Raw genomic sequence first — 16,331 nt, 5'->3', positions numbered from 1 at the left:
CTCCGGCGGCGCGGACTGCTGCGGTGGGGCTTCATGCCGGTACCGGCGCTTCCCTGCCCGCCGCGGCATACAGGGCCGCGCCCACCACCCCCGCAGAGTTTTCCAGGCCGGCGGGAAGGACCGGGGTGCGCAGTGAAAGGCGGGGGAGGAACTCGCTGCTGCACGCCGAAATGCCGCCGCCCAGGATGATGAGGTCCGGTGACAAGAGAAACTCCACGTGCTGCAGGTATTGCTGCAGCCTGCCGGCGTACTCCGGCCAGCCAAGACCCTCATTCTCGCGGGCAACGGCGGATGCCCGGGATTCCGCCTTGCAACCGCCCAGTTCAAGGTGGCCCAGCTCGAGGTTGGGCACCAGCCGGCCGTCGACGATGAGTGCCGATCCGATGCCGGTTCCCAAGGTCAGGACCAGCACCGTGCCGGAGACATCGTGCCCCGCGCCGTAACGGACTTCCGCCAGGCCCGCAGCGTCCGCGTCGTTAACTACGCACACGGCGCGTCCCAGCCGGGCCTCGAGGAAGGACCGGACATCCAGCCCGATCCAGCTGCGGTCCATGTTTGCCGCGGACGCCGCCACCCCGTTCCGGACAATCGAGGGGATGGCGACGCCGATGGGCCGGGCCGGAGTTAGGGGCGCCTGGGTCTCGAGCTCGCTGAGCAGCCGGTCCAGGGTGTCAGCGACGGCTTCCACAGTGCCGCCCGCGGGTGTGCGGAGGCGGCGCACGGCGCCGGCGGGGACGCCGCTGTCCAGGTTGACGACAGCCCCTTTGATCCAGGTCCCGCCCACGTCGATGCCCAGCCCGAACTCCACGGCTAGGCCTGCAGCCAGGCGGTGGCCGCGCCGGGCAGCTCGCCGCCGTCCACCGCAGAGCTGGCCACCAGCAGGCGGCCGGCGGGCAACGCGAAGGGCTCGGTGCCGAAGTTCGTTACCGAGGTCCAGCCGTTGGGCCGCCGGAAGGCCAGCACGTCCTCCCGCCCGGTTTCCAGCCATTCCAGTGTCTCGGCTGACTGCAGTTCCCACCGCAGGGACAGGGCCCGGCGGTAGAGGGACAGGGTGGAGTCCGCCCGCTGCTCCTGGGCTTCCACCGAGGCGCCGGCAAACCACTCGGGCTGCGGCAGGTGGGAACCGCCCGGACCGAACCCGAAGGAACTGCCGCCCGTGTTCCAGGGCAGCGGGACGCGGCAGCCGTCGCGGCCGATTTCGACGCCCCTGTTGCGGAAGAAGGATGGGTCCTGGCGTTCGGAATCCGGGATCTCGACGCCGACTTCCTGGAGGCCGAGCTCCTCGCCCTGGTAGAGGTAGGCGGATCCGGGGAGGGCGAACATCAGCAGTGACGCGGCGCGGGCGCGGCGCAGTCCCAGCTCGATGTTCACGTCTTCCTGCCGGCCGCCCTCAAGCAGCCAGCGCTTCCCGGCCTGGCCGGCCATGATCTCCCCCTCCGCCGAGGACCCGGTGGCGGGGAGCCCGTAGCGGGTGGCGTGCCGGACCACGTCGTGGTTGGAAAAGACCCAGGTGGACGAGGCGCCGGACGCCTCGGCCTCGGCAAGGTTCTTGGTGACGGTCCGGCGGAACTGCGCGGCGTCGAAGTCGGCCTGCAGGAGGTCGAAGTTGAAGGCCTGGCCCAGCCCCTCGGGGCTGGCGTACCTGGCGCGGCGGTCCACGTGTACCCAGGCCTCGGCCACTGCGGTGCGGGGAGGGTTGTATTCGTTGAACACCTTGCGCCACTCGGCGTAGATCCCGTGGACTTCATTGCGGTCCCAGTACGGGTGCTCGCCGGCAAGGAACAGTGCTTCGCCCCGGGCGTCGAGGTCTGCCTGGGAGGGCAGTGTTCCTTCCAGGTTCTTGGTGAGCGCGTGGGCGACGTCGATGCGGAAGCCGTCCACGCCGCGGTCGGACCAGAAGCGGAGGGTGGTCAGGAAGTCGTCACGGACCTCCTGGTTGTCCCAGTTCAGGTCGGGCTGTTCCTTGGCGAAGATGTGCATGTACCACTGGCCCGGGGTCCCGTCCGGTTCGGTGATGCGCTCCCACACGGGGCCGCCGAAGACGGAGTTCCAGTCCGACGGCGGCAGCTCACCGTTTTCGCCCAGCCCGTCACGGAAGATGTAGCGATCGCGGGCCGCGGACCCCTTGGGCGCGGCCAGGGCTTCGCGGAACCATTCGTGCCGGTCCGAGGAGTGGTTGGGAACGATGTCCACGATCAGTTTGATCCCCGCCGCGTGCAGGGCGCCGGCCATGGCGTCGAAATCCTCGAGCGTGCCCAGCTTGGGGTCCACGTTGCGGTAGTCGTCCACGTCGTAGCCGCCGTCGGCGAGGGCGGAGGGGTAGAAAGGGCTCAGCCATACGGCGTCGACGCCCAGTTCCGTCAGGTACGGGACTTTCGCTGTGATGCCGTTCAGGTCACCAATGCCATCGCCGTTGGAGTCGGAGAAGCTGCGGGGATAGATCTGGTAGACGGACGCCTGGCGCCACCAGTTGGGATCGTCCTGGAAGGTGGCGGCGGTGCGGGGTGCCGTGATGGCGGTGGTGGTCACGAAGGTTCCTTTTGAGTCTGGTGTTGTGTGGGTGGGGCCGGGCGGAGGAGTTACTTGACGGCGCCCTGGGTGAGGCCGGACATGACCCAGCGCTGGGTAAACAGGTAGACCACAATGGCCGGCGCCATGGCCATCAGGTATGAGGCGAACGCCACGTTGTAGCTGTTGCTGAACTGCGTCTGGAAGATCTTCTGCAGTACCGGAATGGTCTGCATTTCGGGGTCGGAGATGATGAGCGAAGGCATCATGAAGTCGTTCCAGGACGCGATGAAGGCGAAGATGCCCACCGTGGCGCTCATGGGCCCGAGCAACGGGAAGATGAGCCGCCAGAACACCTGCCAGGTCCCGGCACCGTCCATGCGCATGCTTTCCTCCAGCTCAAGCGGGATGGAACGGAGGAAGGCCGTGAACAGCATGGTGTTGAACGCCAGGGCAAAAACGATGTGCAGGATGGCGACGCCGAGGGGGTTGTCGAGTCCCACCAGGCCCGTGAGCTGGATCTGCGGCAGCGCCACGACGGGGAACGGGATGAACATGGCCGCGAGCAGGTAGAAGAAGGACCAGCGGAAGAGTTTACGGTCCCAGTTCCGGACGATTGCGTAGGCTGCCAGCGCCGACACCACGATCTCACCCACCACGGCGATGACGGACACGAAGACGGAGATCGCAAAGCCGCGCGAGAAGTTGGTCAGGGTCCAGGCCTGGACGAAGCTGTCAAAGGTCAGGGGGCTGGGCAGGGAAAATGCGTTGCCGTCGACGGCCTGCCCGGTGGTCTTGAACGCCATGCTGACGGTGACGTACAGCGGGACGAGCACGCCGAGGGTGCAGACGATCAGGATGGCGGTTGCCGGCCAGTTGGTGCGCTCCCGGCCGCCGAGGGGCCGCCGCTTTTGGGTGGCCGACGGTTCTGCTGGGATGGTGCGGGTCGCTGTGCTCATGCTGCGATCCCTCCTTTGCCACGGGTGAATCGGAGCTGGATGAGTGCGATGGCGACGCTGATGAGGAAGAAGATCACGGCGTTGGCCATCTGGTAGGCATAGTCGCCGCCTTCGAAGCCGCGGAAGATCGCCATGGCGACGCTGCGCGTGGAAACTCCGGGGCCGCCGTCGGTCAGGCCCACGATGATGTCGTAGGTGTTGAGGTAGTTCTTGAAGCCCAGGACCGTGTTGATCACGGCGTAGCCGGCCACAAGCGGCAGGGTGATGTGCCGCAGGTTGTGCCAGGGGGTTGCGCCGTCGATGGAGCTTGCTTCGTAGACCTCGGGGGAAACGGTGAGGAGCCCCGCGATGTAGATCAGCATGGCGCTCGGAATCGACTGCCATGCCGTGACCAGGACGATCGCCAGCCAGGCAAGGTCGGGGTTGGCCAGGATACTTGTGGCGAGCGGCTCGATGCCCAGGCTCTGGCCCGCCAGCGGCAGCGAATTCGAGAAGAGGTACTGGAACACGAAAGCTATGACAATGCCGGAGATCACCATGGGGATGACGAACACGGTGCGCAGCGCGGCGCGGAAGCGGATGCGGGACGTGAGCCCCAGGGCCAGGAAGAAGGCCACAATATTCACCAGGATGACCGTCACGAGCGAGAACGCGAGCGTGAATCCGTAGGATCCGAGGATTCCGTCATCCCGGAACACTGCGATGAAGTTCCGGATACCGATGAATTCAAAGTCGCCGAACCCCACGGAGTTGGTGAAGCTGTAGACGAAGCCCAGCACGGCGGGCAGCGTCACGGCGAGGGTGAAGATCGCCAGGGACGGGAACAGGAAGAAGTAGTAGAGCGGATCAACCCGGCGTTTGCGCGTCCGTGGCGGAGCTGCCGGTGCTGGGGGCGCTGCCACCACCGCCCCGGTGGAAGGTCTCGTCATTGATGACATGGATGGTCCTCGTTTCGTGCCTTGGGTCTGGTGGGTGGTCACGCGCGGAACGCCAGGCGCGCCCAGTCGGCGTCCATCCGGCGCAGGGTGCCCTCGGCATCGGCGCCGCCGATGATCGACTGGATGTAGTTGGCAGCGGGAATCGTGTTGGGAATGAACTGTGACGCGCCCATGTAGAAGCGGCCCTCGTCGTAGTACTTCTGCATTTCCACGATCCTGGGGTCGGTGACCGGCGGGGCATCCTTGACCGTTCCGAAGCCCAGGAATTTGGCGTTGTAGGTGTCCTGGATCTCCGGCTGCATCAGGTACTGGATGAAGGCGCGTGCCCCCTGCTGTCCGTTCGAGACCTCGGGGACCCAGAGTGAAAGGTCGATGTTGACGCGGACCTTGAGGTCGGCGGGATTGTCGGTCATCGGCAGGGGGAAGGTGCCGAGGTCGACGTCGGTGCCGGCCTTTTCGATTTCGCCGAAGGCCCACGGCCCCTGGAAGTACATGGCTGCCTGCCCCTGCGCCATGGCGGTGTTGCCGTCCCCGTAGCCGCGGCTGGCGGCATCGGGGTTGACGTATTTCTTCAGCTGGACCATGCGCCGGACGGGTTCCAGCAGTGTTTTCTGGAAGGAGGCCTCGGAATCCGGCCCCACCTTCTCGCCCGCTTCGTGCATGGACTGGTAGAAGCCGCGCACATCCACCATCCCGCCCACGGTGTAGTCGAACAGGCCCTGCGCGATGGTCCAGGGATCCCGGAACGTGCCGTAGACCGGAGTGATCCCCACAGCCTTGAGGCGTTCGCAGACCTCAATGAGCTCGTCCCAGGTGGTGGGGACCGAGAGGCCGTTCGCCTCGAAGATACGCCGGTTGTAGATGACCGACGCCGCCATGACCGAGTAGGGGATGACGCTGGTGCGGCCCGGGTAGGTGGGGTACCAGTTGGTGAGGTCGAGGACGTCGCCGCGGATGGCTGCCGCTTCCGGAAGGTCGGCCAGGTCCGAGAGGGCGCCGCGCTCCATGAACCGCGCCATCTCCAGGTTGTAGTTGAGGCAGCCAAGGTCCGGCGGGCTGCTGCGGACGAAGCTGGCGGAAAGGTTCGTTGCCATGTCATGCAGGACGCTGAAGCGGTCCTGCGACGCCGTGAATTTTGCTGTGAGGTCGCGGAAGTAGGGAACCGCTTCCGGCTTCGACTGGTGGAACGTGATGGTGGGCTGGGCTCCGGCCGGGCTGCACGCCGCAAGGCTGAAAGCGGCCAGCGAGCCTCCTGCGGCGGCTAGGAAGGTTCGCCGGGAAAGTCGTGTCCCGGCGGACGGCAAAGGTGGCAACATCGGCTCCTAAGAGGGGGTGGAACAGAATTTATTTGGATCTTATATTTAGGTCCTATACGAGGATGGGGGACGCAGGGGCTATCGTCAAGGGGTGGACGGAACTACGGCGAGCTCGACGCAACTGTTACGGCAGATCAACTCCGGGGCGCTGCTGCGCTTCGCGCTCCAGGAGCAGGTGTTCACGGCCGGGGAAGCCATGGGTGCCACCGGGCTCACCCGTGCCACGGTGCTGGGCGTCTGCGACGGCCTGGTTGACGCCGGCTGGCTGGAGGAAGTGACCGACGGCGGCGAGTCCGGTCCTGCACTGAAAGGCCGGCCCGCGCGCCGCTACCAGCTGCGCGAGGCTGCGGGGGTTGTGGTGGGGCTCGACGCCGGCGAAGGCCACCTCACCACCATCGTGGCGGACCTCCGTGGACGTGGGCTCGCCAAGCGGCGCCAAAGCATCGACTCACACGCCCTGGGGCGTGCCGGCCGCGTTGCCGGCGCGCAGGAGCTGATCCGCCAGGCGCTGGCCGATGCGGGCTGCGATGCCGGCGACGTGCTGCTGACCGTGGTGGGAGTACCCGCCCCGGTGGATGCGGACGGCAGGTCTCCCGGGGCCGGAGAATTCTGGCAGCTCATGAATTCCGGGTTCGACCAGCACCTTGAGGGGGCAGTCACCATCGAGAACGACGCCAACCTCGCAGCCATCGCCGAGCACGCGCAGGAGCCGTCAGCCAATGTGGCAACCCTGTTGTCGGGGGAGCGGTTCGGTGCCGGCCTGATCGTCGATGGGCGCCTGCTGCGCGGCCGCAGGGGAGGCGCCGGCGAGATGAGGTTCCTGGACATCCTTTCCGACAGCAAGCTCGAACCGGAGGAGGGGACTTCGGACGGTTTCGGGGCCCTGGCCCGGAAGTGGGCGCGCACGCTGGTCCGTTCCTATGGTGGGGACACGTCGCTGCGCAGGATCCCTGAAGGGGACATCAGCGCGGAGGATGTCTTCCAGGCGGCCCGCGAAGGAGACCCGCTGGCACTGGACATCATTGCCCGGCTCGGCGCCCGGCTGGCACGGATCGCCGTAGTCCTCTCCAGCCTCCTGGATATCGAGCGGGTGGTCATAGCGGGCGGGATCTCGCGCGCCATTGAGCCGGTCCTGGAGCGCGCCCGCACGCTTCTGCCGGAGAACTCCGGCCTGCCGCTTCCGGACCTCGTTGCCAGCACCTTCGGCGCGGAAGCCGTGGTCCACGGGGCCATTGAATCGGCCCTCACACGGTTCAGGCGAGAGCCCATGGCATTCCTGCCGCGGGCCATCCGCCCCTGATACGCCGGCCCTGCCCCGTGGCGCAGTTGCCGTGCGAAATCGGCCGGATGGGGTCCGCCTGCCCGTACACTGGCCACCATGTCATGCCGCATCAGTGAACTGGTCCTAAACTGCAATGATCCCGAGCTGCTGGCGCGGTTTTGGTGCGAGGTCCTCGGTTACGTGGAGCTCGACCGGGAAGACGGCTACATCGAGATCGGGCCTCCCGCCGGGTTCGGCGGACTGCAGCCCACCATCATCCTGAGCCCCAGCAGCAATCCGCGTACCGGCCGGCTGCCGCTGCACATCGACGTCAACCCGGTGGACCGGGACCAGGCCGCCGAGCTGGAACGCCTGCTGGCCCTGGGTGCCCGGCCCGCCGATGTGGGGCAGGCCGGAGACGAAAGCTGGCACGTCCTGCAGGACCCCGAGGGCAACGAGTTCTGCCTCCTGCGCAAGCGCCTGGATCCGTAGGGGCCCGACCCTGAGCGCCGGGGCCCCAGGCAGGGGCCCCGGCGTCCGCGCCTACAGCACGTTGCGGATGGCCTGCTCGAAGCTGGTGACGTGCTCCAAAGCGAGCTTGCCCGCGCGCTCGGAATCGCCGTCGGCCACTGCCTCGAGCAGTTCAACGTGCTCGGCAATGTGCGATGACACGGACGGGACCTTCTCCAAAACCATGCACCAGATGCGGGTGGCAAGGTTGTCGTAGCGGATCAGGACGTCTTCCAGGTGCGCGTTCGCGGCGGCCCGGTAGATCAGCCGGTGGACCTTGATGTCATAGCGCATCAGGTCGTAGGGGTCATCGTCGCCGCCCATGCCTGCGATTGCGGCGGCCGTTTCCCGGATCTCGGCCCGCAGGGCAGGCGTGGCCAGCTTGGCTGCCCGCTTGGCTGCCAAGGGTTCCAGCGATTCACGCAGCTCGGAGACATCCGCGAGTTCAGTGATGTCGACGATGGTGGCAAATGTTCCCCTGCGGGGGTAGGAAACCACCAGGTGGTCGCTTTCCAGGCGCTTGAGTGCCTCCCGCACGGGGGTGCGCCCGATGCCAAGCTCGGCGGCGAGCTTGCCGTCGTTGATGGGGTCTCCCGGGCGGATGTCCAGCATGATCAGGCGGTCCCGGAGGTGCCGGTACGCCCGCTCGGAGAGCGAAAGGTCCTCCTCGCCGGCGATGGAGTTCTCCAGCATTACGGCCATGTTGCGCTCTCTTCCCGGGTGGCTATTGACTGCTACGTGATCTGGAACATACTATTACGTCAGTTCTAATATATCAGTTACAGATCAGTTACGGATCAGGACTTTCAGGTTTAGAAGGAGAAACATGCAGGACGCACTCAACGCCTCGCTCGCCACGGTGGACGCCGACGTCGCCGCCGCCGTTGCACTGGAACTGCACCGCCAGCAGTCCACCCTGGAGATGATCGCATCGGAGAACTTCGCTCCGTCGGCAGTGATGGAGGCGCAGGGCTCGGTCCTCACCAACAAGTACGCCGAGGGCTACCCCGGCAAGCGCTACTACGGCGGCTGCGAGCACGTCGATGTGATCGAACAGTTGGCCATCGACCGCGTCAAGGCACTGTTCGGCGCCGAATTCGCCAACGTGCAGCCGCACTCCGGCGCCCAGGCCAACGCCGCGGCCATGTTTGCCCTGCTGAACCCGGGAGACACCATCCTGGGCCTGTCCCTCGCCCACGGCGGCCACCTTACCCACGGCATGAAGATCAACTTCTCCGGCAAGCTCTACAACGTGGTCCCGTACCACGTCCGTGAGGAGGACCTGCGGGTGGACATGGCCGAGGTGGAAGCCCTGGCCCTGGAGCACAAGCCCAAGCTGATCGTTGCCGGCTGGTCCGCGTACTCCCGCCAGCTCGACTTCGCCGAGTTCCGCCGGATCGCCGACCTGGTGGGCGCCTACCTCATGGTGGACATGGCCCACTTCGCCGGCCTCGTGGCCGCGGGCCTGCACCCGAACCCCGTCCCCTACGCGGACGTGGTCACCACCACCACGCACAAGACCCTCGGCGGCCCCCGCGGCGGCGTCATCCTCGCCAAGGAGGAATACGCCAAGAAGATCAACTCCGCCGTGTTCCCCGGCCAGCAGGGCGGCCCGCTGGAGCACGTGGTTGCCGCCAAGGCCGTGGCCTTCAAGCTCGCCGCAACCCCCGAATTCAAGGAACGCCAGGAGCGCGTCCTGCAGGGTGCCCAGCTGCTGGCCGAACGCCTCCTGCAGCCGGACGTCCAGGAAGCCGGAATCTCCGTGGTCAACGGCGGCACCGATGTGCACCTGGTCCTGGTTGACCTCCGGCACTCCGAGCTCGACGGCCAGCAGGGCGAGGACGCCCTCCACCACATCGGCATCACGGTCAACCGCAACGCCGTCCCGTTCGACCCCCGCCCCCCGATGGTCTCCTCGGGCCTCCGCATCGGCACCCCCGCCCTGGCCGCCCGCGGCTTCGGTGCAACGGAATTCGCTGAAGTCGCGGACATCATCGCGACGGCGCTGATCGCCTCCGCGTCCACGGGCACCCTGCCCGGGGACACCGCCGTCGAACTCCGCGCACGCGTCACGGCGCTCGCCGAGCAATTCCCGCTTTACCCGCATCTTTCCGAGAACAGCACCAGCCTGGCCGGTGCCGAAGCAGACCTGATTGGAGCAGCCCAGTGAGCGCCCCCCACCTCCCCGAACACCCGGATTTCCTCTGGCGCAACCCGGAACCCAAGTCCTCCTACGACGCCGTGATCGTCGGCGGCGGCGGGCACGGCCTGGCCACGGCCTACTTCCTGGCCAAGAACCACGGCATGACCAACATCGCGGTCCTGGAAAAGGGCTGGCTGGCCGGCGGCAACATGGCCCGCAACACCACCATCATCCGTTCCAACTACCTCTGGGACGAGAGCGCCGCCATCTACGAGCACGCCCTCAAGCTCTGGGAAATCCTGCCCGAGGAACTCGAGTACGACTTCCTGTTCAGCCAGCGCGGCGTGATGAACCTGGCCCACACCCTGGGCGATGTCCGCGAAAGCATGCGCCGCGTGGGCGCCAACAAGCTCAACGGCGTTGACGCTGAATGGCTGGACCCGCAGCAGGTCAAGGAACTCTGCCCCATCCTGAACATCAGCGACAACATCCGCTACCCCGTCATGGGCGCCACCTACCAGCCCCGCGCCGGCATCGCCAAGCACGACCATGTTGCCTGGGCCTTCGCCCGCAAATGCGACGAACTGGGCGTGGACATCATCCAGAACTGCGAAGTGACCGGCTTCCTCAAGGACGGCGACCGTGTGGTGGGCGTCAAGACCAGCCGCGGCACCATCAACACCGAAAAGGTTGGCCTCTGCGCCGCCGGCCACAGCTCGGTCCTGGCCGAGATGGCGGGCTTTGAGCTCCCCATCCAGTCCCACCCGCTGCAGGCACTGGTTTCCGAACTGCACGAGCCGGTCCACCCCACGGTGGTCATGTCCAACCACGTCCACGTCTACGTCTCGCAGGCGCACAAGGGCGAACTGGTCATGGGTGCCGGCGTGGACTCCTACAACGGCTACGGCCAGCGCGGCTCCTTCCACGTGATCGAGCAGCAGATGGCGGCCGCCGTGGAGCTCTTCCCCATCTTCGCCCGGGCCCACGTGCTCCGGACGTGGGGCGGCATCGTGGACACCACCCTGGACGCCTCGCCGATTGTCGGCACCACCCCGGTGGAGAACATGTTCGTGAACTGTGGCTGGGGAACCGGCGGCTTCAAGGGCACCCCCGCGGCAGGCATGACCTTCGCGCACACCATCGCCACCGGCGCCCCGCACAAGCTGAACGCGCCGTTCTCCCTGGAGCGCTTCGAAACCGGCGCCCTCATCGACGAACACGGCGCCGCCGCCGTGGCCCACTAGCCGCCGCCACCAGAAAAGGACTAACGCACATGCTGCTGATCCCATGCCCCAACTGCGGCCCGCGGGACGAAACCGAATTCCACTACGGGGGACAGGCCCACGTCGCCTACCCGGAAAACCCCAACGAGCTCAGCGACACGGAGTGGTCCCGCTACCTCTTCTACCGCAGCAACACCAAGGGCACCTTCGCCGAACGCTGGGTCCACAGCACCGGCTGCCGCCAGTGGTTCAACATGCTCCGGGACACCGTGAGCTACGACATCCAGGCCATCTACCCGATGGGAACGCCGCGGCCTGACCAAGCCGGCACACCCGGTACCGAGTCCGGCACCGCCAGCGTTGCCGCCGACAGCACCACCACAGGGACCGCCGCCCCCGATATTTCAGGCACCAGCATTTCCTCCGCCACCACTGCAGCCCCGGAAGGAGCCACCAAGTGACCTCCCAGAACGCCCGCCTGGCCACCGGCGGCCGCATCGACCGCACCATTTCCTGGCGCTTCACCGTGGACGGCGAGGAGTTCACCGGACACCCCGGCGATACCCTGGCCTCCGCACTGCTCGCCAACGGCCGCATCGCTGCCGGTAACTCGCTTTACGAGGACCGCCACCGCGGCATCATGTCCGCCGGCGTCGAAGAAGCCAACGCGCTGGTCCGCGTGGAAGCCCGCTTCCCCGGTCACGTGGCCGAGTCCATGCTCCCTGCTACCACCGTTTCCCTCGTTGACGGACTCCAGGCCCTCCAGCTCAACGGCCTGGGCAAGCTGGATCCGGCTGAGGACCGCGCCGAATACGACAAGAAGTACGTCCACACCGACGTCCTGGTCATCGGCGGCGGCCCTGCCGGCCTTGCCGCAGCCCGCGAAGCCGTCCGCACCGGTGCCCGCGTCATGCTGCTCGATGACCAGCCCGAACTCGGCGGCTCCCTGCTCTCCGGCTCCATGGCCGAGGGCCTGGCCGAAACCATCGAAGGCAAGCCCGCCCTCGAATGGGTGGCCGACGTCGAAGCCGAACTGGTTTCCGGCGCGGAATCCACGGTCCTGAACCGCACCACCGCGTTCGGCGCCTACGACGCCAACTACGTCATCGCCGTCCAGAACCGCACCGACCACCTCACCAGCCCCGCTGCCCCCGGCGTCTCCCGCCAGCGGATTTGGCACATCCGTGCCAGTCAGGTGGTCCTCGCCCCCGGGGCGCATGAGCGTCCCCTGGTGTTCGAGAACAACGACCGCCCCGGCATCATGCTCGCCTCGGCCGTCCGCAGCTACCTGAACCGGTACGCCGTGGCCGCTGGCCAGCGCGTGGTTATCAGCACCACCAACGACAGCGCCTACGCCACCGCCGCCGACCTCGCAGCAGCTGGCGTCAAGGTCGCAGCCGTCGTTGACGCCCGTCCCAAGCTCACCGCCGTGGCAACCGCCGCCGTCGAATCCGGGATCCGGGTGCTGATCGGCAGCGCGGTGGCCAACACCAGCGCTGATTCCGCCGGCCGGCTGGACGGCGTCACCGTCCGCAGCATCAACGACGACGGCGAACTCACCTCCGGCGTCGAGCAGATCGCAGCAGACCTGCTGGCCGTCTCCGGCGGCTGGAGCCCGCTGGTGCACCTGCACTCCCAGCGACAGGGCAAGCTGCGCTGGGACGACGAGCTGGCAGCCTTCGTGCCCAGCACCGAGGTTCCCAACCAGCAGACCATCGGCTCCGGCCGCGGCTCGTTCGCGACCGAAGACTGCCTCGCCGAGGGCATCTCCGCCGGCGCGAAGGCGGCCATCGCCGCGGGCTTCGAATCCGCCGTCGAGCCTTCCGTCCTCCCGGAGCTGAAGGCTTCCGCCCCCACCCGCCAGCTGTGGCTGGTACCGGGCGAAGAGGGTACCCCGGACGACTGGCACCACCACTTCGTGGACTTCCAGCGCGACCAGTCAGTGGCGGACGTCCTCCGCTCCACCGGCGCGGGAATGCGTTCGGTGGAACACATCAAGCGGTACACCTCCATCAGCACCGCCAACGACCAGGGCAAGACCTCCGGCGTGAACGCCATCGGCGTGATCGCGGCGGCCCTGCGCACGGCCGGCGAGGCTTCGCGCGGCATCGGTGACATCGGCACCACCACCTACCGCGCACCGTTCACCCCGGTGGCCTTCGCGGCCCTCGCCGGACGCCAGCGCGGTGAGCTCTTCGACCCCGCCCGCATCACCTCGATCCAGCCATGGCACGTTGCCAAGGGTGCGCTCTTCGAGGACGTCGGGCAGTGGAAGCGCCCCTGGTACTACCCGCAGGGCGGGGAAGACATGGACGCCGCAGTGCTGCGCGAATGCGCCGCCGTCCGCGACTCGGTGGGCTTCATGGACGCCACCACCCTGGGCAAGATCGAAATCCGCGGCAAGGATGCGGGCGAGTTCCTGAACCGCGTCTACACCAACGCCTTCAAGAAGCTGGCCCCGGGCTCGGCACGCTACGGCGTCATGTGCCTGGCCGACGGCATGATCTTCGACGACGGCGTGACCCTCCGGTTGGACGAGGACACCTTCTTCATGACCACCACCACCGGCGGCGCCGCCAAGGTGCTGGACCACCTGGAGGAATGGCTGCAGACCGAATGGCCTGAGCTGGACGTGCAGTGCACCTCGGTGACCGAGCAGTGGAACACCATTGCCGTCGTGGGGCCCAAGTCCCGCGAAGTGATCGCCAAGGTGGCCCCGGAACTGGCCGCCAACGGCGGACTGGATGCTGAAAACTTCCCGTTCATGACCTTCCGTGAGACCACCCTCGCCTCCGGCGTCCGGGCACGGGTCTGCCGGATCTCCTTCTCCGGCGAACTCGCCTACGAGATCAATGTTCCGGCCTGGTACGGCCTGAACACCTGGGAGTCCGTGGCCGCAGCAGGTGCCGAGTTCAACATCACCCCGTACGGCACCGAAACCATGCACGTCCTCCGCGCCGAAAAGGGCTACCCGATCGTCGGGCAGGACACCGACGGCACTGTAACCCCGCAGGATGCCGGCATGGAGTGGATCGTCTCCAAGGCCAAGGACTTCATCGGCAAGCGCTCCTACTCCCGCGTGGACGCCCAGCGTGAAGACCGCAAGCACCTGGTCAGCGTCCTTCCCGTGGACCGCACGCTGCGGCTGCCCGAAGGCACCCAGTTGGTGGAAAAGGGACGCTCCACCAACCCCGCCTACGGCCCCGTGCCGATGGAAGGGTTCGTCACCTCCAGCTACCACAGCGCAGCGCTGGGCCGTTCCTTCGGCCTGGCCCTGATCAAGAACGGACGCAACCGCATCGGCGAAACGCTGATTGCTGCCGCCGGCGACCAGCTGGTGGACGTTGTTGTTGCAGAGACAGTGCTTTTTGACTCCGAAGGGACCCGCAAAGATGGCTGAGACAGCAGCTTCCCCCACCCCCGCCAAGACCCCGGCCGACAAGGACCTCGCGGTCCGCACCAGCCCGGCCGGAGTGCTCAGGGACGCGTTCGCGGCAGGCTCGCTGGCCGGAACCGTTGAAATCTCCGAGGTCCCCTTCCTGACCATGGTGGGGATCCGGGCGGCCGCAGGATCCGACGCTGCGCAGCGCATCGCCGCCGTGACCGGCGGCCTGCCCGCCCGGTCCGGAGACGTTGCCGGCAACGGCGACACCTCCGTCCTGTGGCTGGGCCCGGCCGAGTTCCTGGTGGTTGCGCCCACCGAAGCCCACGAGTCCCTGGGTGGCAGCCTGATCCAGTCGCTCCGGGACGCGCTGGGCGGCGACGCCGGCCAGGTGGTTGACCTCTCGGCCAACCGCACCACCTTCGAACTGACCGGCCCGCAGGCCCGCTCCGTCCTCGAAAAGGGCTGCTCGCTGGACCTGCACCCCCGCGTCTTCAAGGCCGGAACGGCCTACTCCACGGAAATCGGGAACATTCCCGCCCTCCTGTGGAAGACCGGCGAGGAGTCCTTCCGGGTGTTCCCGCGGGCCTCGTTCGCCGAGTTCCTGGGCCGCTGGCTCCTGGACGGCATGCGGGAGTACGCCTCACCAGAGGTCCCCTGATGGCGCTCAGCGTCCTTGACCTCTTTTCTGTCGGCATCGGGCCCTCGTCGTCACACACGGTGGGCCCGATGCGGGCGGCAAAGCTCTTCGCGGACGGGCTGAAGGGCGACGGCCACCTGGCCTCCACCGCCCGGGTCCAGTCGGAGCTCTTCGGCTCCCTGGGCGCCACGGGCCGCGGCCACGGCTCGGACAAGGCAGTGGTGCTGGGTTTGCAGGGCCTGGAACCGGAGACGGTCAACACCTTCACTGCCGATGACCAGGTGGCCGCTGCAGCACTCAACGCCGAACTCCAGATCGCCGGGACGCACCGGGTGGACTTCAACTGGGAAGAGGACGTGGTCCTCCACCGGCGCAAGTCCCTCCCCGCGCACCCCAACGGCATGACGTTCCGGGCGCTGGACCACACAGGTTCCGTGCTGAGCGAGCGGAGCTACTACTCCATCGGCGGCGGCTTCGTGGTGGACGGCGAGGCCGAGGGTGCGGACAAGGTGGTGGCGGATGACACCGTGCTGCCCTACCCGTTCTCCACGGCTGACGAACTCCTGCAGATCTGCAGCCGCGAAGGCATGTCCATCTCCGAGGTCATGCTCGCCAACGAACTGACTTGGCGCAGCGAGGCCGAACTCCGGGAAGAACTCCTGGGGCTTTGGGCCGTCATGAAGGAGTGCGTGGAGAACGGCTGCAACGCCGAGGGCATCCTCCCCGGCGGCCTGAAGGTCACCCGGCGGGCGCCCGCCCTGTTCCGCACCCTGACTGCCTCCGCCGCTTCGGCCGAAGCGTCCGCCAAGGCAGCGGCAGCATCGCCGTCGCCCGTCCAGGCGCCGGCGGATCCTCTACTCGCGATGGAATGGGTGAACCTCTTCGCGCTGGCCGTGAATGAGGAGAACGCCGCCGGCGGGCGGATTGTCACCGCCCCCACCAACGGGGCAGCGGGCATTGTTCCCGCCGTCCTGCACTACTACGTGAAGTTTGTTCCGGGAGCCGACGACGACGGTGTGGTCCGCTTCCTGCTGGCCGCGGCCGCCGTCGGCATCCTGTTCAAGACCAACGCTTCCATCTCCGGCGCCGAAGTTGGCTGCCAGGGCGAGGTGGGCTCCGCCTGCTCCATGGCCGCCGCCGGGCTCTGCGAAGTGCTCGGCGGAACGCCGGCGCAGGTGGAGAACGCCGCCGAGGTAGGGATTGAACACAACCTCGGCCTGACCTGCGACCCCGTGGGCGGGCTGGTGCAGATCCCCTGCATCGAGCGGAACGCGATCGCCAGCGTCAAGGCGACCAACGCGGCCCGGCTGGCCCTGCACGGGGACGGAAGCCACAAGGTCTCCCTGGACAAGGCGATCAAGACCATGCGCGATACCGGAGCCGACATGAAAACCAAGTACAAGGAAACCTCCCGAGGCGGACTCGCCGTGAATGTGATCGAGTGCTGAACC

14 protein-coding genes are annotated in these 16,331 nt (G+C 67.2%); 8 read left to right on the top strand and 6 right to left on the bottom strand.

Annotation, left to right across the window (positions count from 1 at the left end):
* Positions 1 to 31: 31 nt before the first annotated feature.
* From ppgK to ACHL_RS18040, 5 genes are read right to left on the bottom strand one after another with little or no spacing between them, the layout of a single operon-like run.
* Positions 32 to 808 (bottom strand): polyphosphate--glucose phosphotransferase, encoded by a 777-nt coding sequence (gene ppgK / locus ACHL_RS18060; RefSeq protein ID WP_015938754.1) that lies wholly within the window; start codon positions 806 to 808, stop codon positions 32 to 34.
* Between the two features lie 2 nt (positions 809 to 810).
* A complete protein-coding gene (locus tag ACHL_RS18055; protein WP_015938753.1) occupies positions 811 to 2,529 on the bottom strand; it encodes a glycoside hydrolase family 13 protein in 1,719 nt (572 codons plus the stop codon).
* Between the two features lie 50 nt (positions 2,530 to 2,579).
* Positions 2,580 to 3,467 (bottom strand): carbohydrate ABC transporter permease, encoded by an 888-nt coding sequence (locus ACHL_RS18050; protein WP_015938752.1) that lies wholly within the window; start codon positions 3,465 to 3,467, stop codon positions 2,580 to 2,582.
* A complete protein-coding gene (locus ACHL_RS18045) occupies positions 3,464 to 4,405 on the bottom strand; it encodes a carbohydrate ABC transporter permease (RefSeq protein ID WP_015938751.1) in 942 nt (313 codons plus the stop codon). Before ACHL_RS18045 ends, ACHL_RS18050 begins: the two co-directional genes overlap by 4 nt.
* Before the next feature lie 38 nt (positions 4,406 to 4,443).
* Positions 4,444 to 5,721 carry an ABC transporter substrate-binding protein gene (locus ACHL_RS18040; protein WP_015938750.1) on the bottom strand — a complete coding sequence of 426 codons (1,278 nt, stop codon included), beginning with the start codon at positions 5,719 to 5,721 and terminating at the stop codon, positions 4,444 to 4,446.
* A 91-nt stretch (positions 5,722 to 5,812) separates the two neighbouring features.
* Here ACHL_RS18040 and ACHL_RS18035 point away from each other — a divergent pair, with 91 nt between their 5' ends.
* Together ACHL_RS18035 and ACHL_RS18030 are read left to right on the top strand one after the other, a co-directional pair.
* A complete protein-coding gene (locus ACHL_RS18035; protein WP_015938749.1) occupies positions 5,813 to 7,021 on the top strand; it encodes an ROK family protein in 1,209 nt (402 codons plus the stop codon).
* A 78-nt stretch (positions 7,022 to 7,099) separates the two neighbouring features.
* Positions 7,100 to 7,474 (top strand): VOC family protein, encoded by a 375-nt coding sequence (locus ACHL_RS18030; RefSeq protein ID WP_015938748.1) that lies wholly within the window; start codon positions 7,100 to 7,102, stop codon positions 7,472 to 7,474.
* Positions 7,475 to 7,525: 51 nt separating this feature from the next.
* Here the strand turns inward: ACHL_RS18030 and ACHL_RS18025 are convergent, their stop codons facing one another.
* On the bottom strand, positions 7,526 to 8,194 hold the full coding sequence (locus tag ACHL_RS18025) for a GntR family transcriptional regulator (protein ID WP_015938747.1): 669 nt from the start codon (positions 8,192 to 8,194) through the stop codon (positions 7,526 to 7,528).
* A 124-nt stretch (positions 8,195 to 8,318) separates the two neighbouring features.
* On the opposite strand from ACHL_RS18025, the gene glyA reads away from it, so the two are divergent.
* From glyA to ACHL_RS17995, 6 genes are read left to right on the top strand one after another with little or no spacing between them, the layout of a single operon-like run.
* Positions 8,319 to 9,662 carry a serine hydroxymethyltransferase gene (gene glyA, locus ACHL_RS18020; protein ID WP_015938746.1) on the top strand — a complete coding sequence of 448 codons (1,344 nt, stop codon included), beginning with the start codon at positions 8,319 to 8,321 and terminating at the stop codon, positions 9,660 to 9,662.
* Positions 9,659 to 10,879, top strand: coding sequence for a sarcosine oxidase subunit beta family protein (locus ACHL_RS18015; RefSeq protein WP_015938745.1), 1,221 nt, complete (start codon positions 9,659 to 9,661; stop codon positions 10,877 to 10,879). The genes glyA and ACHL_RS18015 overlap by 4 nt, the downstream gene beginning before the upstream one ends.
* A gap of 29 nt (positions 10,880 to 10,908) precedes the next feature.
* A complete protein-coding gene (locus ACHL_RS18010) occupies positions 10,909 to 11,319 on the top strand; it encodes a sarcosine oxidase subunit delta (RefSeq protein WP_015938744.1) in 411 nt (136 codons plus the stop codon).
* Positions 11,316 to 14,258 (top strand): 2Fe-2S iron-sulfur cluster-binding protein, encoded by a 2,943-nt coding sequence (locus ACHL_RS18005; RefSeq protein ID WP_015938743.1) that lies wholly within the window; start codon positions 11,316 to 11,318, stop codon positions 14,256 to 14,258. Before ACHL_RS18010 ends, ACHL_RS18005 begins: the two co-directional genes overlap by 4 nt.
* Positions 14,251 to 14,901 (top strand): sarcosine oxidase subunit gamma, encoded by a 651-nt coding sequence (locus ACHL_RS18000; RefSeq protein WP_015938742.1) that lies wholly within the window; start codon positions 14,251 to 14,253, stop codon positions 14,899 to 14,901. The genes ACHL_RS18005 and ACHL_RS18000 overlap by 8 nt, the downstream gene beginning before the upstream one ends.
* Positions 14,901 to 16,328: an L-serine ammonia-lyase gene (locus ACHL_RS17995; RefSeq protein ID WP_015938741.1), complete on the top strand. Its 1,428-nt coding sequence runs from the start codon at positions 14,901 to 14,903 to the stop codon at positions 16,326 to 16,328. The genes ACHL_RS18000 and ACHL_RS17995 overlap by 1 nt, the downstream gene beginning before the upstream one ends.
* Positions 16,329 to 16,331 lie beyond the last annotated feature (3 nt).

The sequence above is a fragment of the Pseudarthrobacter chlorophenolicus A6 genome (genome assembly GCF_000022025.1).
Classification (GTDB): domain Bacteria; phylum Actinomycetota; class Actinomycetes; order Actinomycetales; family Micrococcaceae; genus Arthrobacter; species Arthrobacter chlorophenolicus.
The sequence above is the reverse complement of the archived record's forward strand: the minus strand, read 5'-3'. Positions and strand labels throughout refer to the sequence as shown.